Origin of the sequence: Dactylosporangium sp. NPDC048998, from assembly GCF_043197855.1 — a bacterium.
Classification (GTDB): domain Bacteria; phylum Actinomycetota; class Actinomycetes; order Mycobacteriales; family Micromonosporaceae; genus Dactylosporangium.
Genome location: NZ_JBICTV010000002.1, coordinates 199,138 through 224,106, shown reverse-complemented (window position 1 = coordinate 224,106; position 24,969 = coordinate 199,138). Strand labels below are relative to the sequence as shown.

Annotated in this window: 19 protein-coding genes; 10 read left to right on the top strand and 9 right to left on the bottom strand. The window is 73.2% G+C overall.

The genetic code is table 11. The annotated features are described in order from the left end of the window. Positions 1 to 12: 12 nt before the first annotated feature. Together ACGFI8_RS05035 and ACGFI8_RS05030 are read left to right on the top strand one after the other, a co-directional pair. The gene (locus ACGFI8_RS05035) at positions 13 to 393 is read left to right on the top strand and encodes a DUF742 domain-containing protein (RefSeq protein ID WP_392800166.1); all 381 of its coding nucleotides are present in this window, start codon (positions 13 to 15) and stop codon (positions 391 to 393) included. After that, positions 374 to 976: an ATP/GTP-binding protein gene (locus tag ACGFI8_RS05030; RefSeq protein ID WP_392800163.1), complete on the top strand. Its 603-nt coding sequence runs from the start codon at positions 374 to 376 to the stop codon at positions 974 to 976. Before ACGFI8_RS05035 ends, ACGFI8_RS05030 begins: the two co-directional genes overlap by 20 nt. Before the next feature lie 384 nt (positions 977 to 1,360). Here ACGFI8_RS05030 and ACGFI8_RS05025 read toward each other — a convergent pair whose 3' ends face one another. From ACGFI8_RS05025 to deoC, 5 genes are all read right to left on the bottom strand, one after another. Continuing rightward, positions 1,361 to 4,771, bottom strand: coding sequence for a hypothetical protein (locus ACGFI8_RS05025; RefSeq protein ID WP_392800160.1), 3,411 nt, complete (start codon positions 4,769 to 4,771; stop codon positions 1,361 to 1,363). Positions 4,772 to 5,005: 234 nt separating this feature from the next. Next, the gene (locus ACGFI8_RS05020; protein ID WP_392800158.1) at positions 5,006 to 6,109 is read right to left on the bottom strand and encodes a DNA primase; all 1,104 of its coding nucleotides are present in this window, start codon (positions 6,107 to 6,109) and stop codon (positions 5,006 to 5,008) included. A gap of 94 nt (positions 6,110 to 6,203) precedes the next feature. Beyond that, positions 6,204 to 7,073, bottom strand: a complete 870-nt coding sequence (locus tag ACGFI8_RS05015) for an aldehyde dehydrogenase family protein (protein WP_392800155.1) — start codon at positions 7,071 to 7,073, stop codon at positions 6,204 to 6,206. Next, positions 7,063 to 8,493 carry an aldehyde dehydrogenase family protein gene (locus tag ACGFI8_RS05010; protein ID WP_392800154.1) on the bottom strand — a complete coding sequence of 477 codons (1,431 nt, stop codon included), beginning with the start codon at positions 8,491 to 8,493 and terminating at the stop codon, positions 7,063 to 7,065. The genes ACGFI8_RS05015 and ACGFI8_RS05010 overlap by 11 nt, the downstream gene beginning before the upstream one ends. 5 nt (positions 8,494 to 8,498) lie before the next feature. Then, complete coding sequence (gene deoC / locus ACGFI8_RS05005; protein ID WP_392800151.1) at positions 8,499 to 9,434, bottom strand: deoxyribose-phosphate aldolase; 936 nt, start codon at positions 9,432 to 9,434, stop codon at positions 8,499 to 8,501. 25 nt (positions 9,435 to 9,459) lie between these two features. Here deoC and upp point away from each other — a divergent pair, with 25 nt between their 5' ends. Then, complete coding sequence (upp, locus tag ACGFI8_RS05000) at positions 9,460 to 10,107, top strand: uracil phosphoribosyltransferase (protein WP_392800149.1); 648 nt, start codon at positions 9,460 to 9,462, stop codon at positions 10,105 to 10,107. Between the two features lie 242 nt (positions 10,108 to 10,349). Here the strand turns inward: upp and ACGFI8_RS04995 are convergent, their stop codons facing one another. Both ACGFI8_RS04995 and ACGFI8_RS04990 read right to left on the bottom strand, forming a co-directional pair. Further along, positions 10,350 to 11,981 carry a phospho-sugar mutase gene (locus ACGFI8_RS04995; RefSeq protein ID WP_392800146.1) on the bottom strand — a complete coding sequence of 544 codons (1,632 nt, stop codon included), beginning with the start codon at positions 11,979 to 11,981 and terminating at the stop codon, positions 10,350 to 10,352. Between the two features lie 19 nt (positions 11,982 to 12,000). Further along, positions 12,001 to 13,713: a serine/threonine-protein kinase gene (locus tag ACGFI8_RS04990; RefSeq protein WP_392801188.1), complete on the bottom strand. Its 1,713-nt coding sequence runs from the start codon at positions 13,711 to 13,713 to the stop codon at positions 12,001 to 12,003. 861 nt (positions 13,714 to 14,574) lie between these two features. Between ACGFI8_RS04990 and ACGFI8_RS04985 the strand changes: the two genes are divergently transcribed. Next, positions 14,575 to 15,897 carry an amidohydrolase gene (locus tag ACGFI8_RS04985; RefSeq protein WP_392800143.1) on the top strand — a complete coding sequence of 441 codons (1,323 nt, stop codon included), beginning with the start codon at positions 14,575 to 14,577 and terminating at the stop codon, positions 15,895 to 15,897. A 46-nt stretch (positions 15,898 to 15,943) separates the two neighbouring features. After that, positions 15,944 to 18,178 (top strand): hypothetical protein, encoded by a 2,235-nt coding sequence (locus tag ACGFI8_RS04980; RefSeq protein WP_392800140.1) that lies wholly within the window; start codon positions 15,944 to 15,946, stop codon positions 18,176 to 18,178. Here ACGFI8_RS04980 and ACGFI8_RS04975 read toward each other — a convergent pair. After that, on the bottom strand, positions 18,096 to 19,286 hold the full coding sequence (locus tag ACGFI8_RS04975) for a DUF4349 domain-containing protein (RefSeq protein ID WP_392800138.1): 1,191 nt from the start codon (positions 19,284 to 19,286) through the stop codon (positions 18,096 to 18,098). The genes ACGFI8_RS04980 and ACGFI8_RS04975 overlap by 83 nt on opposite strands. A 114-nt stretch (positions 19,287 to 19,400) precedes the next feature. Between ACGFI8_RS04975 and ACGFI8_RS04970 the strand changes: the two genes are divergently transcribed. The 4 genes from ACGFI8_RS04970 to ACGFI8_RS04955 all read left to right on the top strand — a co-directional run bounded on the left by ACGFI8_RS04970 (position 19,401) and on the right by ACGFI8_RS04955 (position 22,682). Further along, positions 19,401 to 20,033 (top strand): MBL fold metallo-hydrolase, encoded by a 633-nt coding sequence (locus ACGFI8_RS04970; RefSeq protein WP_392800136.1) that lies wholly within the window; start codon positions 19,401 to 19,403, stop codon positions 20,031 to 20,033. A gap of 9 nt (positions 20,034 to 20,042) precedes the next feature. Next, positions 20,043 to 20,843 (top strand): hypothetical protein, encoded by an 801-nt coding sequence (locus ACGFI8_RS04965; RefSeq protein WP_392800133.1) that lies wholly within the window; start codon positions 20,043 to 20,045, stop codon positions 20,841 to 20,843. Between the two features lie 82 nt (positions 20,844 to 20,925). Further along, positions 20,926 to 21,675: a hypothetical protein gene (locus ACGFI8_RS04960; protein ID WP_392800131.1), complete on the top strand. Its 750-nt coding sequence runs from the start codon at positions 20,926 to 20,928 to the stop codon at positions 21,673 to 21,675. Between the two features lie 38 nt (positions 21,676 to 21,713). Continuing rightward, positions 21,714 to 22,682: a GNAT family N-acetyltransferase gene (locus tag ACGFI8_RS04955; protein ID WP_392800128.1), complete on the top strand. Its 969-nt coding sequence runs from the start codon at positions 21,714 to 21,716 to the stop codon at positions 22,680 to 22,682. A 237-nt stretch (positions 22,683 to 22,919) separates the two neighbouring features. Here the strand turns inward: ACGFI8_RS04955 and ACGFI8_RS04950 are convergent, their stop codons facing one another. Next, entirely contained in the window at positions 22,920 to 23,375 is a 456-nt protein-coding gene (locus ACGFI8_RS04950; protein ID WP_345124357.1) for a gamma-glutamylcyclotransferase family protein, read from the bottom strand. A gap of 185 nt (positions 23,376 to 23,560) precedes the next feature. Between ACGFI8_RS04950 and ACGFI8_RS04945 the strand changes: the two genes are divergently transcribed. Next, the gene (locus tag ACGFI8_RS04945; protein WP_392800124.1) at positions 23,561 to 24,964 is read left to right on the top strand and encodes an NAD(P)H-quinone dehydrogenase; all 1,404 of its coding nucleotides are present in this window, start codon (positions 23,561 to 23,563) and stop codon (positions 24,962 to 24,964) included. Positions 24,965 to 24,969 lie beyond the last annotated feature (5 nt).

Genomic DNA, 24,969 nt, shown 5'->3' with positions numbered 1-24,969 from the left:
TGAACGGCGAACATGGCCGAACGCGATGAGCCAACGGGCGCGTTGGTAAGGCCGTACGCCGTCACCCGAGGTCGCACCCGGCCCAAGCTGGAGATTGCGATCGAGGCGCTGGTCGAGACCACCGTGCGTGGCCGGGCGGCCAATACCCGGCCGGGCGGTGCTCACGGTCAGGAGCAGCAATACATTTCCACGCTTTGCGACGGTCGCCTGCAGTCGCTCGCCGAGATCGCGGCGCGCATGCAGCTCCCGCTGGGTGTCGCCCGCGTCATCGTGGCCGACATGGCTGCCGACGGACTGGTCGCGGTGTACGAGCCGACCTCGCTCGACGACGAAAACGAGTCGGTGGGCACAGAACTGCTTGAGAGGGTGCTGAGTGGACTTCGGAGGCTCTGACGTGGCACACCGCCCAGGGCGGGTCACGTCAGCGAAGATCGTCATCGCCGGAGGTTTCGGCGTGGGCAAGACCACACTGGTCGGCTCGGTATCGGAGATCACGCCGCTGACCACCGAGGCCATCATGACCTCCGCCGGTGTCGGTGTGGATGACACCCGCAATGTGCCCGGCAAGACCACGACCACGGTCGCGATGGACTTCGGTCGTATCTCGATCGACCGGGACCTGATCCTGTACCTGTTCGGTACCCCGGGCCAGACCCGTTTCTGGTTCATGTGGGACGAGCTGGTGCGCGGCGCCATCGGGGCGGTCGTGATGGTGGACACGCGGCGCCTCGCGGACTGTTTCGCCGCCATCGACTTCTTCGAGCACCGGCGGCTGCCGTACCTGGTGGCCATCAACTGCTTCGACGGCGTGCAGTACCACAACGCCGACGACGTGCGCGAGGCGCTCGCGATCTCCAGCGACGTGCCCGTCGTGTCGTGCGACGCGCGCACCCGCGAGTCGACGAAGAACGTGCTCATCTCCCTGGTGGAGTACGTGCTGTCGATGCGGCGGACCCGCGCCACCGCGCCCGCGTAACCCGCGCTCCACAACGCAAGACACCCCTCAGCCGCAACCGCGCACCGAGTAGCCCGCAAGGGTCGCCCGGTGCGCGTTCGCGTTGTGCGATCATTACGCAGCGTGTTCGCCCGACCCCGCCAGGAAGCGACCGGCCAGGACGCCGCGCCGCAAAGGCATCGATAGCCCTGTCAGCGACCCGTCGACGGTAGTGGTCCCCCGGGTATGCCTGTGGCCCGGATGACGCCGCAGCGTCCTTCTCAGGCGGCGCGGCGCGCTTCTTCAGGCGGCGCGCCGTGGTGGGTGGTGAAAGGTTCGGACCTTTGGCCGTCCCGGGCGTGGAGGCCCGAACACGGAAAGGGCCGCCCCCGGCAAACCCCGGGGAGCGGCCCATCTCAGGCGTTGCTAGCGGCGGGCGGAGCGGTATTCGTACTCGCGCTCCTGGTAGTCCCGGCTCGCCTCGCGGCTGAAGTCCCAGCCGCCGGCCGACTCACGGCCCGGGCGGCCGCCGACCGAGAAGCCGCCGACCTCCTGGCCGCGGCGCCAGCCGCGGAAGTAGCCGGTCGTGTGCGCGGCGATCTGGGCGGCGTCGCGGACGATCCGCAGCGGGCGCTCCGGGGCGTTGTTGACCGGGGCGCCGGGCACCAGGTTCTGCTGGGGCACGCGGCGCGGCAGGCCGGACCGGGTCTCGTCGCCGATCTGCGGTGCGCTCGCGCGCTGGGCGGCCTGCCAGGCCGTGTCGTTCGAGTTTTCCCAGTTCACAGAGGGGCGTTCGGTCTCGCCGGTGGTGTCGGCGTCCCAGTCGGTGAACCAGGCGGACCGCGCGGCCGCGAAGATCAGCAGGTCGCCGTCGCCCTCGTCGGCGGGCTTGGCGGCCTCGCGCTCGGCGGCGGCGCGGCGGCTCCGGCCGGCGGCGCTGCCGCTGCTGCGGGCCGTCGCGCGCTCGGCCGGGCGGTCCGAGTCGACCAGGCGGAGGGCCGGGGGCTCGAAGCGGAACTCGCCGCTGGACTCCCCGCTGACCTCGTCCGAGTAGCCGCCCTTGAGCGCCGGGTCCGGCACCGGGGCCGGCTCGACCAGCCGCAGGCCCGCGGGCTCGATCGGGTACTCGCCGGTCTGCCACGGCGGGGGCACGCGGCCCTCGCGCTGGCGCGGCAGCTCGACCTGCCGCTCGGCGGAGCGGGACCGCTCGCTGCGCGGGACCTCGGTCCGGGACCGCTCGGAGCGAGGGATCTCGGTGCGCGAGCGCTCCGACCGCGGGATCTCGGTGCGGGACCGCTCGCTACGCGCCGGCTCGCTGCGCTCCTCGGCCTCGGCCCGGCTGCGGTCGGCGCGCCGGGACTCCGACCGGGTCGGCTGCTCGGCCCGCTCTGCCCGCTCGCGCTCGGCGCGGTTGCGCTCGGCGCGGGAGAGGCCGGCCGTGGCCGACGAGTCGGAACGGGAGGGATCGGCCCGGGAAAGATCGGCCCGGGAGAGATCGCTCAGCTCGCCGCGGCCGCCCAGCGCCGGGAACTCCCCGGAGCCGAACGAGCCCAGCGAACCGCCGGTGGCCGGCGAGGAGAGCGACCCGGTGGTCTCCAGCGGCGAGGAGGCGTCGAGCGCGCTGAAGTCGGGCGGCTGCGGGATGTCGCTCAGCTTCGGCAGGCTGCTCAGCTCCGAGGGGGAGGCGAGCGGGTCGGCCCCGAACGCGTACGACGGCGGCTCCGAGGACGACGTCTCCGCCCCACTGAGCGGCCAGCCGGCACGCGAGCTCGCCGCGGCGGTCGTGTCCAGCGTCGGCGGCTCCCCGAGCGCGCTGAGGTCGCTGAGCCGCATCGCGCCGCTGTCGTGCCCGCCGCCCGAGGTGGGTGCGGAGGACACGGACGCGGCCGGCGGCGCCGAGGACCGGCCGGATAGCGGGTCGTAGCCGAACGAGTCGTAGCGCGCCGGTTCGGTGGGCTCCGGTCCGCTCAGGAGCGGGGCGATGCCCGGGGGCGGCGGCGGCATCAACGACGTGAACTGCGGCTCGCTCGCCGTTGGCTGCGGCGGGATCACCGGCGCCGGGGCGACCGGCGGCGGTGCGACCGGTGCGGGCGCCACGGGCAGCGGCGCGACGGGCACGGGCTGCGGCGGGGCCGGCTGCAGCGGCACCGGGATCGACTGCATCGACGCCGGCACCGGCGGCTGGTAGGTCGGCGGAACCGGCGGCGCGGGCGCGTACATCGGCGTCGGCGGCTGATAGGCAGCCGGCTGGTACGGCGGCGGCGCGGCATGCGTGCCGTGCGTGGGTGGCGTGTATCCGGGCGGGGTCGACGTCACCGGTGGCGCGGAGGGGACCCCGTAGGCGGGCGGGGCCGACGGGACCTGCCCGTAGGCGGGCGGGGCCGACGGGACCTGCCCGTAGGCGGGCGGGGCCGACGGAACCTGCCCGTAGGCCGGCGGCGCGGACGGGACCTGCCCGTAGGCGGGCGGGGCCGAGGTGACCTGGCCGCTCGCGGCGGCGGGCGTGTAGCCGGGCGGGGTCGAGATGACCGGCGGCGTGGAGACCACGGCCGGCGGCCCGGAGACGACCGAGGACGGCAGGCCCGTGTGGGCCGGGGGCGCGGAGACGACCGGCGGTTGGGCCTGGTTGGGCATGGCCGGGGCGTTCTGGGCGCGGCGGCGACCGCCGACGGCGCGCGTGGCGGCCGACTCCTCGGCGCGGGCGGCCTCGGCGGCGCGGGACGCCGCCCGCGAGCGGGTCGGCGCGGCGTCGGCAGAGGCGGCCGGCGGCCGGGCGTTGGACGCGGCCGCGGCGGCCCGCGAGCGGGTCGGCGCGCTGTCCTGGGCGGCGGCGGGGCGCAGCGGGGTGGCCGGGGCGAGCGGTGATGCCGGGCTCATCCCGGTCGGGGCGAGCGGCGAAGCCGAGCGCTGGCGACCCGGGGCGACCCGGGGCACGGCCGGGCTCATCTTGTCCGCCAGCACCGCGACCAGGGCGGCGGCGGCCGCGTCGCCCGCGCGCACCGCGGCGACCGACTGCCGGATCGTCTCGGCGATGGCGTTGTTCACGGCCCGGTTGACGCCGGTGCGGCGCGGGGTCTCGGCGATCGCGACGCGCAGCGCGGTGATCGCCTCGCCCAGCGTGTCGGCGTCGGCGACACCGGCGTTGGCCAGCTCGGCGACGACGGCGGCGTCACCCTTGCGGCCGTTGGCGCCGCCGCCGAGGATGCCCGGCTCCGGCAGCGCGTCGAGGATGGCCAGCGGAATGGCCTCGGCCGGGTCCGGGTAGGCCCGCAGCGCCGCGGGGTAGAGCTCGCGGAGCACCTCGCGCAGCGTGGCCGCGGCGCTCTGCCGGCCGGAAACGACCGCGGCGTGCGCGGCGAGCACCGGCTTGAGCGGCAGCATGTCGCGCGGCGGGCTCTGGCCGACCGCGGAGAGCACGCCGGCCTGCAGCGCTCGGGCGAGCCCGACCGCGCGGCGCTCGGCGGCGTTGGACTGGATCTCCTCCGGCGACTCGTCGTCGGCGAAGCGCTCGGCGTAGTCATCGGCCGAGTCGTCGTCGGTGAAGGCGAGGTTGCGGCCCGCCGCGGTGAGCAGCTGAGTGACGACGTGGTCGTCGCTTTCGGCCGCGACCGCCACGGCGGACGTGCCGCCGGAGCGCTGCGCCAGCAGAGCGCTCAGCTCGGCGTAGCCGCCGGCGTCGTCGCTTACCTCGCAGATGTCGATGAGTCGGCCGGCGTCGTCGACGACCGCGACGGTCAACCAGATGTCGGAACCCGACTGCGGCTCGGCGGGGTCAGCCGACGCCAGACCGCAGTACACCCGAACGAGCGCCACCGCGTCGTCCTCCTCTCGGGACATCAGTTGAGCTTTCGTCACGTCGGCGGGGACTGTCCCGGCCCCCCGCCGCCGTGTTGCCGCAGGTCAAACTGAACGACCTCTAGTGAACAGGTTGACGGCCGGTGACGCGATCAGCCTTTTCGGCTGAATGCCCCGCTGGCTGATCGTCGTCCACCGCCGCCACCCGTCCGGCTAGGGACCGGGTCGGGCCCGCCGTGCCAAAATGCCCACGACTTAGATCCTGTCGGTCACAAATCAATCACGCCAGTCCGCCGCGGCAGAAATCTTGCCAATAATCGTCCGCCAGCCCAGCGCTGCCTGTTGTGCCCCGATTTTCTTGAGCCGGCGCTTGGCGAAGAAGCCCCCGACACCCCCGGCCGCCGCAGCTCGCAGGCCCTCGTCGAGGTCGTCGAGCGGCGAGCCCGCGGCGAGCGCCGTGCGGACCGCCTCGAGGCGCAGGGCGTAAGCAAGGTCACGCGCGGCCTCGCCGGCGCCGAGCAGCAGATCGGTGTCCCAGGCGTCCTGGCCGCCGCGGAGGTTCTCCACCACGAGGTCGAGTTCGTAGCGGTTCTCGTCGGTGGGCACGACCGACGACACGGTGATGCGGGACTTGAGGCTCTCCCAGGTGTCCAACTGGGTCAGGTCGTGCTCCGCGTCGGACTTCACGAACTCGACCAGGCCCTCGACGCTGCGGAAGAGCAGGAGCTTGCCGTGGTGGCTGAGGAATGCGGGAACCTCCTCGGGCTCCGCCTCCTCTTCTTCCTCCTCCTCTTCCTCTTCTTCTTCCTCGGCTTCGTCCGATTCCTCGGTCTCTTCCGAAGTATCGGACTTGTCCGACTCGTCCAGCTCGGCGGCTTCGTCCTTCTTGTCGGAGTCCTCGTCGGCCTCGTCGTCGGCGTCCTTCTTGGCCGGCTTCTTCTTCGAAGCGGCCGCGGGCGCGGCGACGGGCTCCGGCTCCTCGTCCTCGAACATCTCCGCGTTCTCGAGGATCACGACCCGGTCGTCGTCCTCGTCCTGCGGCTTCCGGTGGAGGACCGCGAACTCGTCCTCCTCCTCTTCGACCTGCGTCGGCGTCAGCTCGGTCGAGAGCCGGTACGCCCGAAGCGTGTAACCGACACCCTTGGGCAGCGCCAGCTCGACCGGCTCGATCTTGACGTCGCTCCACATCGCGTCGGCCTGGGCCGAGCGCTCGCTGCCGCCGTCCTCCTCATCGAAGTCGGCGCCGTCCTCGAGATCGGCTTCGTCATCAACCTCGGTGTCGACGTCCTCGACGGCGTCGACCTCCTCTTCCACCTGCTCGGCCTTCTTGGTCGGCCGCGACGACGCGGACCGGGAAGACTGGGAAGATTGGCGGGCCACTGTAGACCTCCGTAGTCGGACTCGGCGTGCGGGCACACTTAGGGCGTGTGTGGCCTCGCGCACAAACACCCTAGTGTGCCCGGTCGGGCGGCGATCAGACCCCCTTGGGGTGCCAGACCGTCTTGATCTCCAGAAGCGAGAGCATCCGGGAGACGCCCGGGTCGGCGGCCCAGTCGGGATCGCTCGGGCGGATCACCCGCTTGAGGTTCTCCGCCGCGGCCGCCTCGAGCTCCCTCGCCAGTGTGGGGTCCGTCACACCGGTCAGGTCGATGGCGTTGACGTCCATGTGCGCCGCGAGCCAGGGCGCCATCTCGGCGACCGACCCGGTCAGCAGGTTGACCACCCCGCCGGGCAGGTCCGAGGTCGCCAGCACCTCGCCCAGCGTCACGGCGGGCAGCGGGCGGTCGGTCGAGGCGAGCACAACGACGGTGTTCCCGGTCACGATCGCCGGCGCGACGACGCTCACCAGGCCCAGCAGCGACGAGCCAGCCGGCGCGACGACCCCGACCACCCCCGTCGGCTCGGGCGCGGAGAGGTTGAAGTACGGCCCGGCGACGGGGTTGGCCCCGCCGTGCACCTGGGCGATCTTGTCGGCCCATCCGGCGTACCAGACCCAGCGGTCGATGGCGGCGTCGACGAGCCCGGCGGCCGCCTCCGGGGCCGTGCCCTCGGCGGCGGACACCTCGGCGACGAACTGGTCGCGCCGGCCCTCCAGCATCTCCGCGACCCGGTACAGGATCTGCCCGCGGTTGTACGCGGTGGCGCCCGACCACTTGGCCACGGCCGCCCGGGCCGCCTTCACGGCGTCGCGGACGTCCTTGCGGGAGCCGAGGGCGGCGTTGGCGAGGAAGTCGCCGGAGGCCGAGTGCACCTGGTAGGACCTCCCGGACTCGCTGCGCGGGAACGCGCCGCCGATGAACAGCTTGTAGGTCTTGCGGACGGCGAGACGCGCCTCAGTGCTCAAGGTAGGCCTCCAGCCCGTGGCGGCCGCCCTCGCGGCCGTAGCCCGACTCCTTGTACCCGCCGAACGGCGAGGCCGGGTCGAACTTGTTGAACGTGTTGGCCCAGACGACCCCGGCGCGCAGCCGGTCCGCGATGCTCAGGATGCGCGAGCCCTTCTCGGTCCACACCCCGGCCGACAGCCCGTACGGCGTGTTGTTCGCCTTCTCGACCGCCTCGTCCGGGGTGCGGAAGGTGAGCACCGACAGGACCGGCCCGAAGATCTCCTCGCGCGCGATCCGGTGCGCCTGGGTCACGCCGGTGAAGATCGTCGGGGCGAACCAGAACCCACGCTCGGGCAGCTCGCACGGGGGCGACCAGCGCTCGGCGCCTTCGTCCTCGCCCACCCGGGACAGCTCGCGGATCCTCGCCAGCTGCGCGGCGGAGTTGATCGCGCCGATGTCGGTGTTCTTGTCCAGCGGGTCGCCGACCCGCAGGTGCGCCATGCGCCGCTTGAGCGCCGTCAGGAACTCCTCGGCGACGGACTCCTGCAGCAGCAGCCGCGAGCCCGCGCAGCACACGTGGCCCTGGTTGAAGAAGATGCCGTTGACGACGCCCTCGACCGCCTGGTCCAGCGCCGCGTCGTCGAAGACGATGTTGGCGGCCTTTCCGCCCAGCTCGAGGGTGAGCCGCTTGGTCGTGCCGCTCACCGCCTTGGCGATCGCCCGCCCGACCTCGGTCGAGCCGGTGAAGGCGACCTTGTCGACGCCGGGGTGCTCCACCAGCAGCCGCCCGGTCTCCCCGGCGCCGGTAATGATGTTGACCACGCCCGGCGGCAGGTCGGCCTGCCGGCAGATCTCGGCGAACAGCAGCGCGGTCAGCGGCGTCGTCTCGGCAGGCTTGAGCACCACCGTGTTGCCGGCGGCCAGCGCCGGGGCGATCTTCCAGGCGAGCATCAGCAGCGGAAAGTTCCACGGGATGACCTGGCCGGCGACGCCCAGCGGCCGCGGGTCGGGCCCGAAGCCGGCGTACGGCAGCTTGTCGGCCCAGCCGGCGTAGTAGAAGAAGTGCGCGGCCACCAGCGGCAGGTCCACGTCCCGCGACTCGCGGATCGGCTTGCCGTTGTCCAGCGACTCGAGCACGGCGAGCTCGCGGGAGCGCTCCTGGATGATCCGGGCGATGCGGAAGAGGTACTTCGCCCGCTCCCGCCCCGGCATCGGCCCCCAGACGGTGTCGTAGGCGTGCCGGGCCGCGCGCACCGCCGCGTCGACGTCGGCGGCGTCGGCGCAGGCGATGTCGGCGAGGATCTCCTCGCTGGCCGGGTTGATCGACTTGAACGGCTCCCCGCGGCCGTCGACGAACTCGCCGCCGATGAACAGCCCGTACGAGGAGCGGAGGTCGACGATCGAGCGCGATTCCGGGGCCGGTGCGTATGAAAAATCCATCGTGGCTAGTCCAGGGTGAAGTAGTCGGGGCCGCTGTAGCGGCCGGTGGCGAGCTTCGTGCGCTGCATTAGCAGGTCGTTGAGCAGCGTGGACGCGCCGAAGCGGAACAGGTCCGGGTCGAGCCAGTCCGGCCCGGCGGTCTCGTTGACCAGCACGAGGTACTTGATGGCGTCCTTGGCGGTCCGGATGCCCCCGGCGGGCTTCACGCCGACGATCCGGCCCGTCTCGGCGCGGAAGTCGCGCACCGCCTCCAGCATCACCAGCGTCACCGGCAGCGTGGCCGCGGGCTGCACCTTGCCGGTCGAGGTCTTGATGAAGTCGGCGCCGGCCAGCATCGCCAGCCAGGAGGCTCGGCGCACGTTGTCGAGCGTCGCCAGCTCGCCGGTCTCCAGGATGACCTTGAGGTGCGCGTCGCCGCACGCCTCCTTCACCGCGGCGATCTCGTCGTGGACCTCGGCGTAGCGGCCGGCCAGGAACGCGCCGCGGGAGATCACCATGTCGATCTCGTCCGCGCCGTCGGCGACCGCGGCCCGGGTGTCGGCGAGCTTGACCGGCAGCGGTGCCTGGCCGGACGGGAACGCGGTCGCGACGCTGGCCAGGTGCACCCCGGTGCCGCGCAGCGCCTCGGCGGCGACCCGGATCATCGCCGGGTACACACAGATGGCGGCGGCGCTCGGGCAGGTGGCGTCGGCGGGGTCCGGCCGGACCGCCTTGGCGCACAGGGCGCGCACCTTGCCGGGGGTGTCCGAGCCCTCCAGCGTCGTTAGGTCGACCATGCGGATCGCCAGGTCGAGGGCTTGGGCCTTGGCCGTCGTCTTGATCGACCGGGTGCCCAGCATCGCGGTGCGTTGCTCGGCGCCGATCTGGTCGACTCCCGGCAGGCCGTGCAGGAAGGTTCGCAGGGCGCCTTGTGAGCGCGCGACCTCGGCGGTGAGGGTCATGGGGAAAATACTAGGCTGTCCGCTCGTGGACGTACTCGTGGTGGATCACCCTCTGGCCAAGTCGCGACTGACCGCGATGCGCGACGAACGCACCGACAACGCGGCCTTCCGGGCCGCGTTGCACGAGCTGACGACGATGCTGGTGTACGAGGCGGCACGGTCCTTCGCCACCGAGCAGTTCCCGGTCAGAACGCCCGTCGCGGTCACCGAGGGCACCCGCCTGGCCAACCCGCCGCTGCTCGTGCCGGTGCTGCGCGCCGGGCTGGGCATGGCCGACTCGGCGCTGGCGCTGTTGCCCGAGTCGTCCATGGGCTTCGTGGGGCTCGCGCGCGACGAACACACGTTCGAGCCGCGCGCCTACATGGAGTCGCTGCCGCGCGACCTGTCCGGCATCCCGGTGCTGGTGCTCGACCCGATGCTCGCCACCGGCGGCTCCCTGGAGCACTGCGTGCGGCTGCTCGTGGACCGCGGGGCGACCGACATCACAGTGCTGTGCGTGCTCGCCGCGCCGGCCGGCATCGAGCGGCTGGCCGGCTCCGGGCTGCCGATGCGCCTGGTCACCGCCGCGATCGACGAGCGGCTCAACGAGCACAAGTTCATCGTGCCGGGCCTCGGCGACGCGGGCGACCGCCAGTTCGGCGGCATGCCCCGCTTCGGCGGCGACAAATCTTAAAGGCCGCTCGCGTCGCCGAATGGGGCGTGTACGAGCACGCCGCCGACCCGGCGCAGAAGGCCTGGATCTACTCCACCGTCGCGCAGCAGATCGGCCGCTTCCCGCGATCCGTGCACTGGTCTACTTCGACTCGCCGAACGCGCCGAAGGGCGACACCCGCCCCGACTCGTCGCAGCCGGCGCTCGCCGAATTTCGCAAGCTCGCCGGGTCGGGGCTGTTCTCCGTGACGCTCTAGGGGTTGGCTACTTCAGGCCCAGCGCGGTCGCCGTCTCGGTGCGCAGGGCGGCCAGCCCGGCGGCGGCGCGCTCGCGGGCGCCCGGGAGGTCGGTGGGGTCCGCGACCGGCTCGACGACCTCGAGGTAGGCCTTCAGCTTCGGCTCGGTGCCGGACGGGCGCACCACGACCCGGGTGGTGCCGGCCCGCAGGATCAGCACGTCGGCGTTGGGCAGCCGGTCCTCGATCGACGTCACCGGCTCGTCGAGCAGGTCGGCCGGCGGGCGGGCCCGGATCGTGGCCATCATCTCCGCGATCTCGCCCAGGTCCTCGACCCGGACCGAGAGCTGGTCGGTGGCGTGCACGCCGTAGCGCAGCGCCAGCTCGTCGAGCCGGTCGCCGAGCGTGCGAAGCTCCGCCCGCAGCCCGGCGGCGAGCTCGCAGACCAGCAGCGCGGCGGTGATGCCGTCCTTGTCGCGGACCAGGTCCGGGGCCACGCAGTAGCCCAGGGCCTCCTCGTACCCGTACACGAGGTCGTCCCCGGCCCGCACGATCCACTTGAAGCCGGTCAGCGTCTCGCCATACGGCAGGCCCCGGTCCTCGCACATGCGCGAGAGCAGGCTCGAGGACACGATCGTGGTCGCGTAGCGGCCCCGCACCCCCCGGCGCATGAGGTGGTCGGCGAGCAGCGCCCCGACCTCGTCGCCGCGCAGCTGGTGCCACCCCCCGTTGCGCGCGTAGGCCACGGCGCAGCGGTCGGCGTCGGGGTCGTTGGCGATCGCGATGTCGGCGCGCTCGCGGCCGGCGAGCGCCAGCAGCAGGTCCATGGCGCCCGGCTCCTCCGGGTTGGGGAACGCCACGGTGGGGAAGTCCGGGTCCGGCTCGGCCTGCTCGGCGACGACGAACGGCGCAGGGTACCCCGCCGCGGCCAGCGTCGCGGTGAAGACCTCCCGGCCGACGCCGTGCATCGGTGTGTACGCCACGGCCAGCTCGCGCGGCACCTCGGGGTCCACGACGCCGAGCGCGGCGTCGACGTACTCCCGCACGATGTCCTCGGTCAGCACCTCGCCGGGTGGCCCCAGCGGCACGTCGGCGAGCGGGCCGACCTCGCGGATCGCGCGCTCGATCCCGGCGTCGGCCGGCGGGACCAGCTGGGCGCCGTCGGCCAGGTACACCTTGTAGCCGTTGTCCTGCGGCGGGTTGTGGCTGGCGGTGACCATCACGCCGGCGGCCGCGCCCAGGCGGCGGACCGCGAACGCGAGCACCGGCGTCGGCAGGGGCCGCGGCATCAGCAGGGCACGGCGCCCGGCGCCGGTGGCGACCCGGGCCGTCTCCACCGCGAACGCGTGCGACCCGTGCCGGGCGTCGTAGCCGATGACCAGGGGCCGGTCGTCGGGCCCGGTCTGCTGCGCGGCGAGCCAGCGCACCAGGCCGGCCGCGGCGCCGCGGACCACGGCGAGGTTCATGCCGTTGGGCCCGGCGCGCAGCGGGCCGCGCAGGCCGGCGGTGCCGAACCGCAGCGGCCCGGCGAAGCGGTCGGCCAGCTCGGAGTCGTCGTCCAGCACCGCCCGCAGCTCGTCCCGGCTCGCCGGGTCCGGGTCATCGGCGAGCCAGGCCTCGGCTGCCGCGCGCAGGGATGGATCGCGCTCCGTGGAGGTCATCTGCCTTTCATAACATGGATCACGGGCCGGTCGACGGGGGAGTCAGCTTGAACGAGGCGACCATCTCGTCGAAGATCGCCTTGCTCTCGGTGAACCGGGCGTCCGGCACGGTGACGAAGAAGTGGTACGCCTTGCCGTTGACCACGGCGGCGTTCCACAGCGCGTGGCGCTGCTTGTCGCCGGCACCGCAGGTGTACTCCAGCACCGCCGCCGCCTGCCCGTCGAGCTTGTCCTCGGTCATGTCGACCCGGTTGTACGGCGCCTCGCAGCTGGACGGCGTGGACTTGAGCCGGTTTTCCGCGGCCTCAAGGAAGGCCCGGGGGCTGGCCGAGGTCTTCTCGATGTTGACGCGGATCCGCCGGTTGCCGTCCGCCGGGTCGATGATGTCGAAGTAGGGCGTGTTGGGGTTGCCCAGCTTGGAGGTCTTCCAGCCCTTCGGCACGTTGACCGTGATGCCGCCCGGGTGCATGAACGACTCCACCTCCAACGCGGGCTTCGCCGGGGCGCTGGAGGCCGTGCCGGTCGGCTTCTGGCCCTGCTGGCCGCCGCCGTCGCCGGAGAAGAGCCCGGTCGCCGCGCCGATGCCGAGGAACAGCACCACCACGACGCCGGCCGCCACGGCGGCCTTGGCCCACGTCGGCGCCGCCTTCGCCCGACCGACCAGCTGCCGGCCCACGCCGCCCTGGTGCGGCGGCGCCGGCGGCGGGCCCTGGGTCCAGTCGTCCTGCGTGTACTCGGGCGCATACGCGTTGTAGTGCTCCGCGCCGGTGCGCTCCAGGTCGGCCTCGTGACCGGCGGCCGGGGCCGGTCCGCCGGTGTGCATCCGCCGCAGCGCGCCGCTGACGGTCTCGCCCGGGGCGATCATGGCCCGGCCGCCGATCTGGCCGGTCGGCTGCTGCGGATGGACCATCGTCGGCTGGTGCGCCGGGCGGACCACCGCGTAGGGGTCGGTCATGTGCGCCGGCGCGTTGCTGGCCAGCGGCCCGGCGAGCAGGTCGCGCAGCACCGCGCGGGCGGTCTCCACGTTCCAGCGGCGGTTCGGATCCTTCTCCAGCAGGCCGTAGAGCACGCCGGCCAGCGGGCCGGCGCGCATCGACTGCGCCGGGGGCTCCTCGACGACGGCCCGCATGGTCTCGAACGGGTCGCGCTTGTCGAACGGCGGGCGTCCCTCGACCGCGGTATACAGCGTCACACCCAGGGAGAACAGGTCGCTCGGCGGGCCGAACTTGGCGCCGATCGCCCGCTCGGGGGAGATGAAGTGCGGGGAGCCGAGCACCATGCCGGGCGTGGTCAGCTCGCTGTCGGTGGGCATCCGGGCCACGCCGAAGTCGGTGAGCACGCAGCGGCCGTCGCCGCAGATGAGCACGTTGGCCGGCTTGACGTCGCGGTGCAGCACGCCGGCGGCGTGGGCCACCTCGAGCGCGCCGAGCAGCGCGATGCCGATCTTGGCGACCGCCCGGGCGGCCAGGGGGCCGTCCTCGACGATCATCTCGGCGAGGCTGCGGGCCTGCAGCAGTTCCATGACGATCCACGGCCGGCCGGCCTCGGTGACGACGTCATACACCTGTACGACCGACGGGTGCGACAGCGCCGCCGCCGCGCGGGCCTCGCGCAGGGTCCGCTGGTACATCGAGTCGCGGTCGCTGGGGGCCAGGCCGGGCGGGAGGATCACCTCCTTCACCGCCACGTCGCGGCGCAGCAGCGTGTCGCTGGCGCGCCACACGGTGCCCATGCCGCCGTGTCCGATCGCCGTGCGCAGTGCGTAACGCCCGCCGATCACCACACCCGGCGCGGCGCGCTGCCCCGGCACCGGGGGCGCGGTCGAGCCGGGTTCGCGTGGTTCCCGGGCGGGTCCGTTGGAGGGAGAGTCGGCGCCGCGCGCAGGGTCGCGCCCGGCACCGGCCGAGGCCAGAGCACCGGTGGGTGGCTGGGGCTCACCATGCCACGTCGGAAGCTGAGTCACAGGCAGTAAACCGTCATGGGAGGGGGAGGTTGACTTCTCGCCCCACTATCTTGCGTGCTCGTGCCCGGTTAAGAAAGGTGGGGTCCGCTCCTTCACCGTACCGTGACCCGCGAGCAACCGGCCGTGGCGATCTTGTCGTCCTGCGGACCGTCGCAGGATTGAATTCGTTCATCCGGGGAACCAGGACAGCCGGGTGAAGCGTCTAGGCAGGTAACGGAAACCTCGATGGAACATCGGCGAACTAGGTTTCCTGGACTTTGGAATGCCACCGCCGACAGTCGGACGAGCGGTGCGTCGCCAGGTGCCGGGTTCGTGCCACCCTGCGACGTCTCTCGTCACTGTGCGTCGAACGGCGGCGACCCTGGTCACGGCGCCGCTGTGAAAAGTTATCGCGACACCACGTGACCGTGGCGCCTGTCACCCGTTATAGGAGGTGAGGGGTACGTGTCTGGGGCTGGAGCAGCCATCCCGTCCGTGCCTGCTGGTTTGCGCCTCCACGAGGGCCCGAGTGACGCTCAGCTATATCAACATCACGAGAATGATGTTGCGCTCCGTCACCTTGACCCGGTTAGTCTGTCCATGGCACGCATGAGGCGGGCCGCTCCATTAGACCGAAATAGAGAACTCACCGTGACGAGAGCGCTGACGCTGCCCGAGAACGCCGCCACTGCGGCGCGATCGGTCGGCAAGTTGGGGTCGTCCAAAACCGAACGACTGGCCGAGCGGCTGTCCGAGGGCTGGCCCGAGGCACCACCCGGAACCGATCCGCTGCCCGGCCAGCTCGACCGCTGGCTGGCGTCCCGCGGTGCCGAGCTCGTAGCGATCCGTCGTCACATCCACGCGCACCCGGAGTTGTCCGGCCAGGAGTTCGAGACCGCCGCGCTGGTCGCCCGCGAGCTGACGCGCGCCGGCCTGTCCCCCCGCATGCTGCCCAAGGGCAACGGCGTCATGTGCGACATCGGCTACGGCGAGCGCGTCATCGCGCTGCGCGCCGACCTCGACGCGCTGCCGCTGCCCGACACCAAGGACGTGCCCTACCACTCCACCGTGGACAACGTCTGCCACGCCTGCGGCCACGACGTGCACACCACCATCCTGCTCGGCGTCGGGCTCGCCCTGGCCCAGCTGGCCGAGCGCGACGAGCTGCCCGGCCGGGTCCGGCTGCTGTTCCAGCCGGCCGAGGAGACCATGCCGTCCGGCGCGCCCGAGGTGATCGCCGCCGGCGGGCTCAAGGACGTCGCCGCGATCTTCGCGCTGCACTGCGCGCCGCAGCTGCCCGTCGGCCTGGTCGGCGTGCGCTCCGGGCCGTTCACCGCGGCCGCCGACAAGATCGAGGTCCGGCTGACCGGGCGCGGCGGGCACACCGCCCGGCCGCACCTGACCGCCGACCTCGTGCACGCGCTCGGCCGCATCCTCGTTGACGTGCCGTCGCTGCTGGACCGCAAGCTCGACGCGCGGGCCGGGGTGTCGATGGTGTGGGGCGCGGTGCGGGCCGGTGAGGCCGCCAACGCCATCCCGATCGAGGGGATGGCGCGCGGCACCATCCGCGTCCTGAGCCGCGACGCCTGGCGCGACGTGCCGGAGCTGGTCACCAAGCTGGTCCACGACGTCATCGCGCCGACCGGCGCCGACGTCGAGGTCACCTACACCCGTGGCGTCCCGCCGGTGGTCAACGACCGGCTCGCCACCGCGATCATCGCCGGGGCGGCCGGCGCGGCGCTGGGCCCCGACCGCGTGGTCGAAGCCGAGATCAGCATGGGCGGCGAGGACTTCGCGTTCTACCTCGACGGCGTGCCCGGCTCGATGATCCGCCTCGGCGTCGGGGTGCCCGGCGCGGAGACCAAGTTCGACATCCACCAGTCCGCGTTCGACGTCGACGAGCGAGCGATCGGCCACGGGGTGCGGGTCATGGTGCACACCGCCCTCGCCGCGCTGAGCGCCGGCGCGTTCTAGAGGTTTTCAGACAGCGCGATCGATCCATGTCTGCTATTCCGTAGGCATGGTCACCGAGCTGCGCGTGCACGGCGTCACCGGCTCCCCGGCCGAGGACGTCCTGGACCGCCCACTGCTGCGCCGGGTCGCCGGCGACACCGACGCGGGCTTCTTCCGCCCGCGCGCCGAATACGGCGCCATCACCGGCCCCGGCGGCGCGACGCTGGAGGCGTACCGCTGGGGCAACCTCACCGCCGGCGCGGCCGCCCGCGCGCTGTGGCTGCTGTTGCTGCCGTTCATGCTCGCCAACGTCGCGCTCTGGCTGCGCCCGGCCACGCGCCCCGGCCCGCGGGCCGCGATCCGGGCGCTGACCCGGATCTACGCGCTGAGCATGACCGCCTCGTTCGTACTGTCGTTCGTCGAGATCTCCATGGACCTCGTCGGCTGGCAGTGCGCGAGCCTGCCGCGGTGCCTGCAGGGCCGCTCCTACCTCGACGTGCTCGCCGCCGGGTTCTTCGCCACCCCCGGCCGGCGCCTCGCGGTGACCGCGCTCGTGCCCGCGCTGGCCATCGCGTTCCTGTGGTTTCTCGGGCGGCGCACCTGGTCGCGGTACGAGGCATTCCCCGCCGCGACCGAGGGCGACGGCGACGGGCTGGCCCACCCGTGCTTCTGGAACGGCAAGCCGCTCGTGGGCCGGCTGCGCTCGCTGCACATCGCGTTCGCCTTCGGCACTCTCGACGCGGTACTGCTGGGCATCCTGGCCCCGCACGACCGCGACCCGGCCGGCTATGCGCTCGCCGCGGCGGACGCCCTGATCCTTGTGCTGTGCGTGGTCGCGGTGGCGCTCCGGCCGGTGGTCAACCGGGACGACCCGGCCCGCTGGGCCCGGCCGTCCACCCGGCTGCTCAGCCACGCCGCGGTCCTGCTGACCGTCCTGGTCTTCGGCTACGCGCTGCTGGCGCGCGACCCGTGGCCCGCCACCGGCCGGCTGCCGGTCCTCGGCGGCACGGTCACCGGCCTGTTCGCCGTCCAGGTCGTGCTCCTGCTCGTGCTCGGCGTCGTCGTGCTGGCCAGCCGCCCGCGCGGCACGTTCCTGCAGGGGCTGGCCGGCCCGCTTGTCGCCAGCGCCGGCCTCGGCGTCGCCGTGGCGTTCTCCGCCGGCCTGTCGTACCGCGTCGCCGACTTCCTCGACCGCCGGGCGCTGCCGTCCTCGGCCGACTACGCCGGCGGGCAGCCGCTGCAGCCGCCGCCCGCCTACGAGTGGGGCGCCGCCGGCTTCGTGCTGCTGATCCTGATCATCGCCGTCGTCGCCCTCGCCGGCTGGCTGCCGCTGGTGCGCCGGCTGCGCCGCGACGCCCGGGACCTCACCGACCTCGACTTCCGGGGCGGGCGCGAGCGCGACGCGCAGCGGGCCCGGGACATCGACCGTGCCGTCGCCGACGCGAGCGTCACCGACCACATCGGACGGATGCTGGTCTGGGTGTTCATCCCGACGGCGATCGCCGCCGTGGCCGCGACCGGCTTCGCGCTGGCCGGGATCCGCCCGGTCCGGCTGGCGCGCTCGGGCTCGCCGGCGGCCGAGGCGCTCTCGTTCGCCGTCAACCTGGGGACGTACCTCATCGGCCTGGCCGCGTTCGCGCTCGTCCTCATCGGCGTGCTCGCCTACCGCTACCAGCGCTTCCGCCGCATCGTCGGCGTGCTGTGGGACCTCGGCACGTTCTGGCCGCGCGCCGCGCATCCGCTCGCCCCGCCCTGCTACGCCGAGCGCGCGGTGCCGGAGCTGGCCACGCGGGCCGCGTGGCTCGCCGCGGAGCAGGGCGGCGTCATCTTGTCCGGGCACAGCCAGGGCAGCGTGCTCGTCGCCGCGACGGTCCTGCAACTGCCGCCCGAGGCGCAGGCCCGCACGGCGCTGCTGACCTACGGCTCGCCCCTGCGGCGGTTGTACGCCAGGTTCTTCCCCGCCTACCTCGACGACGCGGTGCTGGAGCAGGTCGGCGCCGTACTGGCCCGGCCCCCTGCGGAGCCGGGCCAGCACACCCCCCGTTGGGTCAACCTGTGGCGGAACACCGATCCCATCGGCGGACCGGTGGGGTCGTCGACCGCCCGCGACGTGCGCCTCGTCGACCCGCCGGGCTTCGACATCCCGCCCGGCGACACGGTGTTCCCCAAGGTTGACGGTCATTCCGGCTATCAGTTGCGGCCGGAGTTCGGTGCGGTGATCAGCGGGCTGATGAAGAGCCTGACGGCCCGTCGTCCTGAGGCTGCGGCCGGTGCGGGGCCGCAGCCTCAGGTGCCCGCGTAGGTTCGGCCTCTGCCCCCTCCGCCGCATCCGAAACCGGCCCATCGCCGTCTTCCTTCCCGGCCGGTGTCGCGGCGGGCGGTGCCGAAACGGGCGGCTGCTGCGCCGGGATCCAGCGCCCACCCTGCGGGGGCATCGGCCGGCGCGGCTGCTGCACGGGGTGGCCCGGGAACGCGGCCACGGGCGGCATCGCGGCCGGGGCGCGGACCGGGGCCGGGTGCGTCCGGCGGTATCGCCGCAGCAGCCAGACGATCAGGTAGATCGGGCCGCCGACGAACACGATCCAGGGCAGCAGCCAGCCGAGCACCGTCAGCGCGACCCGCAGCGAGGCCACGAACGCGCTCCAGCCGTTGCGCAGGCCGACCATGATGCCGGTGTCCTCCTTGGACACCACCGGCGCGTCCGGGCCGTGCAGCATCAGGGTGATGGTCGACAGCGCGGTCAGCCCGTCCAGCCGCCGCTTGCGGGCCTGCAGCGACTCGAGGTCGGACTCGCGCCGGGACAGCTCCGACTCCAGCGACGTGATCTCCCCGATCGTCTGGGCCTTCGCCATGAGCGCGCGGATCCGGTCGACGCTGGCCTGCGCGGTCTGCAGCCGCGATTCGACGTCGGCCACCTGGTCGGTGACGTCCTGGGCCGAGACCTGCCGGCTCTTCTCGTCGCCGATGCCCTTGAGCTGGTCGAGCGTGGTCTGGAACTTGGCCGCCGGCACCCGCAACGTCAGCGTCGCGGTCGAGCCCTCGCCGTTGATCTGCCGGTTGTCGCCGCCGACGAAGCCGCCCGCGCCGATGGCGAGCGCGATGGCCTGCGCCGCGGCCGCGTTGACGTCCTTCACCTGTACCGTCATCGTGCCCGAGTAGATGATCGACCGGCTCTCGGTATCGAGGATGTCCGGCGCCTTCTGCTGGCCCTCCTGCGGCTTGTCCTGGGCCTGCGCCTGCGCGTTGACGGCGGGCCCGGCACCGGCGTAGCCGGCGGCCGGCGCGACCTGCTCGGGGCGGCCATCGCTGCTCATGCTCTTGTCGTTGCTGTCGGACCCGCATCCGCTCAGCGCGAGGACCACCGCGGTGGCGGCCGCCGCGACGAACACGGTGGTGCGCCTGACTGACATGACGCCTCCTGGGTAGGGTCGATCCGGAAGCCGGAACTGCCACCTCGGACGCGGGCCGGTGAGGCTCCGGTTCCATCCGCTCGGGTCACGGTTCTGCCACGAGGAGGTCACCGGATGCGCATCACGAAGTACACCCACGCCTGTTTGCGCCTGGAGCACAGCGGCGGGGTACTGGTGATCGACCCCGGCGTGTTCAGCGAGCCCGAGGCGCTGGAGGGCGCCGACGCCGTGCTCATCACGCACGAGCACATGGACCACGTCGACCTCGACAAGCTGCGCGCCGCGGCGGCCAAGCAGCCCGCGCTGACCGTGCACACCCACCCCGACGTCGAGGCGCAGCTGACCGACCTGGACGCCGACATCTTCGCGGTCAACCCCGGCGACACGTTCGTCGCGGCCGGCATGACCGTGCGCGCGCACGGCGGCCGGCACGCGATCATCCACCCCGACATTCCGCGCATCGTCAACGTCGGGTTTGCGATCGAGGCCCCGTTCGGGACGATCTACCACCCGGGCGACTCGTTCTACGTGCCGGACGAGGAGATCGCGACGCTGTTCGTGCCGGTCTCGGCGCCGTGGCTCAAGCTCTCCGAGGCGATCGACTTCGCCCGCGCGGTCAAGCCGGAACGCGCGTTCGCCCTGCACGACAGCCTGCTCGTGGAGGTGGGCCAGCAGATGGTCACCGGGCACATGACGCGCCTGTCCGGCACGCAGTACACGCGGCTCGAGCCGGGCAGCTCCATATAGCTTGCCTCTATGGAAGACGCCCTCGCCGCCGTCACCGCCCGCCTGTACTCGGCGCCGCCCGAGGACTTCATCGCGCTGCGGGGCGAGGAGGTCGCCAAGGCCCGGCAGGCGCGCGACACCGCGCTGGCCGCCGCGATCGGGAAGCTGCGCAAGCCGACGGTCGCGGCGTGGCTGGTCAACCGGCTCGCCCACGAGCGGCCGGACCTGGTCGCGGAGCTGCTCGGGCTCGCCGAGGAGCTGCGCGCCGCCCAACGGGAGCTGCGCGGCGCGGACCTGCGGGAGCTGTCGGTGCGCCGCCGGGCCACCGTCGCCGCGCTGGCCCGCGAGGCCGCGCGGCTGGCCGGGCCGGAGCGCGGCAACCTGCCGGTCGCCGAGGTCGAGGCCACCTTCGCCGCGGCGCTCGCCGATGCCGAGGTGGCCGCGGCGGTACGCGATGGGCGCCTGACGAAGGCGCTGGAGTACACCGGCTTCGGGGAGACCCCGCGTCCGAACCTGCGCCTGGTGCAGGGCTCCGGGCCGGGCGGCGGCACCTCGACCGTGACCCCGATCCGCTCGGCGCCGGACGAGGGCGAGCGGGAGCGGCGGGCCGAGGCGCGCCGCCGCGAGGAGGAGCGCCGCCGCGAGGAGGAGGAGCACGCCCGGGCGGTGAAGCAGGCGCGCCGGGAGCTCATGACCGCCCTGCAGCAGCTCTCCGACGCCGAGACCGCCAAGGCCGAGGCCGAGCGCGCGGTCGCCGCCGCCGACAAGGCCATCCGGCAGGCCGAGAAGCGGGTCAAACTCGCCCAGGAGGCCCTGGCCGACCTCGGCTGAACCGGTCGTCCGTTCGCGCGCACGGCTGGTCCTCGAACGATTGCCTTCACCGTGATCCGGGCGGGAGGGCAGAATGATCCGGGTGACTCCCGAGCAGGCGGCCGCGGCGGCGAAGCAGGCGGTGCTGGTCCTGGGCGGCGCGTTCAGCGACGACCCGAAGACCATGCGCCGCGCCCGCCAGATCGGCCTCACCGGGTGGGCCTTCTACGTCGCCGGCCGGGGCGGTGCGCTGGGCGACGTCCGCGCCGACACCGTCGCCGCCGCGCTGGGCTTCATCGCGCCCGAGGCCGTCCAGGACGGCTGGGACGCCGCGCGCAAGATCGCGCCGCCCGAGCAGATCGCCGCCGACAACCTCGACGAGTGCTGCCGCTGGGGCCGCGAGCACCTCGAGAGTTTCTACGCCCTGTCGAAGCTCGTCGAGCTCGCGGAGCGGGTCGTGGTCAGCGCCGAGACGGCCGGGATGCCGCTGTTCGCGGCCTGGCGCGCGATGCCGCTGCCCGACGACTCTCCGGGCGCCCGCGCCGCGGTCCTGGCGCACCTGCTGCGCGAGCACCGCGGCGCCGCGCACCTGCTGGCCATCCGCGCCAGCGGCCTCAGCCCGCTGGAGGCCATCATCTCGGGCCCCGACGGCGAGGCCGAGGCCACCGCGTTCGGCTGGCAGCCGCCGTACCCCGCGTTCGAGCCGCTGGTGCGCCGGCGCAGCTGGGCCGAGGCCCTGACCGACCGCATCGCCGGCGAGGCATTCCGGGCGCTGGCCCCGACCGAGCGCGCCGAGCTCGTCAACCTCCTCGACGCCGCCGTCCTCTCCGTGAAAGAGGCCCTGCCGTCCTGACGGCGTTTTTGTCGTACCCCCGGACTAAGGTCCTCGTCGTGGAGCTGACGGGGTTGCCTGGCTGGACGGTACGGGGGTGCACGCTGCACGACGTGGCCGCGATCCTGTCGGTCACGCGGGCGAGCGACGTCGCCGCGCTCGGCGAGCCGGACTGGACCGAGGACGAGGTCGTGGCGACGCTGACCGCGCCCAATCAGGATCCGGCGGTGGACTCGTGGCTCGCGTCCGGCCCCGGCGGGGAGCCGCTCGCCTGGGCCTATGTGGACAATCCCGAGCGCGGCACGCGGGACAACGTGGAGGTCTACGCGGTGCCGGGGCGCGGCGCCGCGGCCTACGGCCCGCTGCTCGACCTGGCCCTGGAGCGGGTCACCGCGCGCGCTCGCGAGGCCGGCCACACGCAGGTCACCCTGCGCGCGGGGGCGGTCGCGAGCGAGTCGGCCTACATCGACGCGCTGACCGCGCACGGCTTCGCCTTCCGCAAGCGCCACGCGCGGATGACGCGGCCGTTGACAGGGGACGACCGTGCGCTCTTGGTCGGCGATCGCCTGCTCGTTCGCGCCTTGCGGGCCGGCGACGAGGCCGAGATGCGGCGGTTTCACGAGGTGCTGCAGGCGGCGTTCACGGACACGCCGGACTTCCAGCCGGTGCCGTATGAGGCGTGGCGCGAGTCGCTCGCCGCCCTGCCGTCGATCAGCTGGGACGAGTGGCTGGTCGCCGAGGTCTCCGACCGGGTCGTCGGCGTGCTGCAGTCTGCGGACCAGGGCGTGGAGCGCGGCGAGGGGTGGGTGAAGAACCTCGCCGTGCTGCGCGAGCACCGAAGGGAGGGCATCGGCGGCGCGCTGCTGCGGTCGGCGTTCGCGATCTACGCCGCCAAGGGACGCACCACCGCCGGCCTGGGCGTCGACCTGACCAACCCGACCGGCGCGCACCGGCTGTACGCCGGCGTCGGCATGACCGTCGCCTTCGCGGCCGACATGTTCGAGCGGACGGTCACCGCCCCGCCATAGCCGGCCCCCGCCCCACCCCACGGCGCCGCAGTCCTCGCCGCCCTCGCCCTCCGTCGCCGACCGGTCGCGGCATCGTCCGGCGAAGGCACTCAACGGCGGTCCGGCTCGGCCCGGCGGCGGCTCGGCCCGGCGGCGGCTCGGCCCGGCGGCGGTCCGGCCCGGCGGCGGTCCGGCCCGGCGGCGGTCCGGCCCGGTTGCCGTGCCGTTGTCCGCGGTGTTGCCGTCCTCGGTGGGCGGCTACGGCATCGCCGTCTTCGTCGGGCGGGCGCGCAGCGCGTCCAGGTAGTCGGCGGGGGCGCCGGCCTTGGCGGCGGCGTTGGCGATCTCGGCCAGGTACCACGCGGTGGGCAGGCCGCCCTCGTAGCCGTTGAAGACGTAGACCCACGCGGTCTCTTCGCCGTCGAGGGTCGCCACCCGCAGGTGCAGCTTCCGGTAGGTGCCGGCCAGGGCGCCCTCTACCTCGTCCAGCTGCTTCTCGTCGTTGGGGTGCACGTCGTACAGCGCGACGAAGACCCGGTCGCCCGGGGACTCGACGATCGTCGTGACCGAGCCCTCCCAGCCTAGGACGTCCTCCCCGGCGAAGGTCAGGCGCCAGCCCTCGAGCCAGCCGGTCCCGATCATCGGCGAGTACGGACAGTAGGCCCGCATGCGGGCAGGGTCCAGGTTCGAGCCATACGCGGCGTAATGACGCACGGCGATGACGATAAACCCGACCGGGTGCGCGAGAGAATACTGCCGAGCGTGTCGTATTCGGAACCACCCGTCGGCGCGGCATGCGCCGTTCGGATGGGGTCGGGCCCGGGGGGACCCGCCGGGCGAGGGAGAATACGTCGGACGGGGGAGAACAGGGCAGTGGTAGCCGAGGAGGGGTGGCTGGCGTGGGCCGGATCGTGATCATCGGAGGTGGCCCGGCGGGCTACGAGGCGGCCCTGGTCGCCGCGCAGCTGGACGCCCAGGTGACCGTGATCGAGGCCGAAGGCGCAGGTGGCGCCTGTGTGCTGCACGACTGCGTGCCCTCGAAGACGTTCATCGCCAGCTCGTCCGTCGTCACGGCGCACCTCGACACGGAGGCGTTCGGGGTGATCGGGCCCGACGGGCCTGACGTGCGGGTGGACGGGCCCGCGGTACACAAGCGGGTCAAAAGGCTTGCGACGGCACAATCCAGTGACATTCACGCCAAACTGGTCAAGGCCGGTGTGGAGTTCGTCACCGGTACGGCGCGCCTCGGTGAGGATACTCTCGGTCACACCCACGCGGTGCGGGTCACGCCGGCCGACGGTGACGCTCCGTATGTGATTGACGCCTCGACCGTGCTGATCGCCACCGGCGCGACGCCCCGAGTGCTGTCGACCGCGACGCCCGACGGCGAGCGGATCCTCGACTGGCGCCAGGTGTACGACCTGCCGCAGCTGCCCGAGCGCCTCATCGTGGTCGGCTCCGGCGTGACGGGGGCCGAGTTCGCGTCGGCATACCTGGCGATGGGCGTCGACGTGACGCTCGTGTCCAGCCGGGACCGCGTCATGCCGCACGAGGACCCCGACGCCGCCATGGCGATCGAGCGCGTCTTCCGCACCCGCGGCATGACGATCCTCAACAACTCCCGCGCGGCCGCCGCCCGGCGCATCGCCGACGGCGTCGTGGTCGAACTGGCCGACGGGCGGTCGGTCGAGGGCTCGCACGTGCTGATGTGTGTCGGTTCGATACCGCAGACATCGGCGCTCGGCCTCGGCGAGTACGGCGTCGAGGTGGCGCCCGGCGGCTACGTGACGGTGGACCGGGTCTCGCGCACCAACGTCCCCGGCATCTACGCCGCCGGCGACTGCACCGGCCTGCTCCCGCTGGCCAGCGTCGCCGCCATGCAGGGCCGCATCGCGATGTGGCACGCGCTGGGGGAGGCGGTGGCCCCGCTGAAGCTGCGCACGGTCGCCGCGAACGTGTTCACCGACCCGGAGCTGGCGTCGGTCGGCATCACGCAGTCTGACATCGACAGCGGCCGGGTGCCGGCGCGCGCGGTCACGCTGCCCCTGGCCGGCAACGCGAGGGCCAAGATGGACGGCCTGGACGACGGCTTCGTGAAGATCTTCTGCCGCCCGGCGTCCGGCCTGGTGGTCGGCGGCGTCGTGGTGGCCCCGAAGGCGAGCGAGCTGATCATGCCGATCGCGATGGCGGTGGAGAACCACCTGAGCGTCGACCAGCTCGCGCACACGATCACGATCTACCCGTCGATCTCGGGTTCGATCGCCGAGGCCGCGCGCCAGCTGATGCAGCACGACGAGGACTGACCAGA

Bases quoted from the DNA above. Each gene is read 5' to 3' on its own strand.
- ACGFI8_RS04990 (WP_392801188.1), bottom strand. From the start codon at position 13,713: ATGGGCACCGTGTGGCGCGCCAGCGACACGCTGCTGCGCCGCGACGTG.
- ACGFI8_RS05035 (WP_392800166.1), top strand. From the start codon at position 13: ATGGCCGAACGCGATGAGCCAACGGGCGCGTTGGTAAGGCCGTACGCC.
- ACGFI8_RS04965 (WP_392800133.1), top strand. From the start codon at position 20,043: ATGGAAGACGCCCTCGCCGCCGTCACCGCCCGCCTGTACTCGGCGCCG.
- ACGFI8_RS05010 (WP_392800154.1), bottom strand. From the start codon at position 8,493: ATGGATTTTTCATACGCACCGGCCCCGGAATCGCGCTCGATCGTCGAC.
- ACGFI8_RS04975 (WP_392800138.1), bottom strand. From the start codon at position 19,286: ATGTCAGTCAGGCGCACCACCGTGTTCGTCGCGGCGGCCGCCACCGCG.
- ACGFI8_RS05025 (WP_392800160.1), bottom strand. From the start codon at position 4,771: ATGTCCCGAGAGGAGGACGACGCGGTGGCGCTCGTTCGGGTGTACTGC.
- deoC (WP_392800151.1), bottom strand. From the start codon at position 9,434: ATGACCCTCACCGCCGAGGTCGCGCGCTCACAAGGCGCCCTGCGAACC.
- ACGFI8_RS04970 (WP_392800136.1), top strand. From the start codon at position 19,401: ATGCGCATCACGAAGTACACCCACGCCTGTTTGCGCCTGGAGCACAGC.
- ACGFI8_RS04995 (WP_392800146.1), bottom strand. From the start codon at position 11,981: ATGACCTCCACGGAGCGCGATCCATCCCTGCGCGCGGCAGCCGAGGCC.
- ACGFI8_RS04980 (WP_392800140.1), top strand. From the start codon at position 15,944: ATGGTCACCGAGCTGCGCGTGCACGGCGTCACCGGCTCCCCGGCCGAG.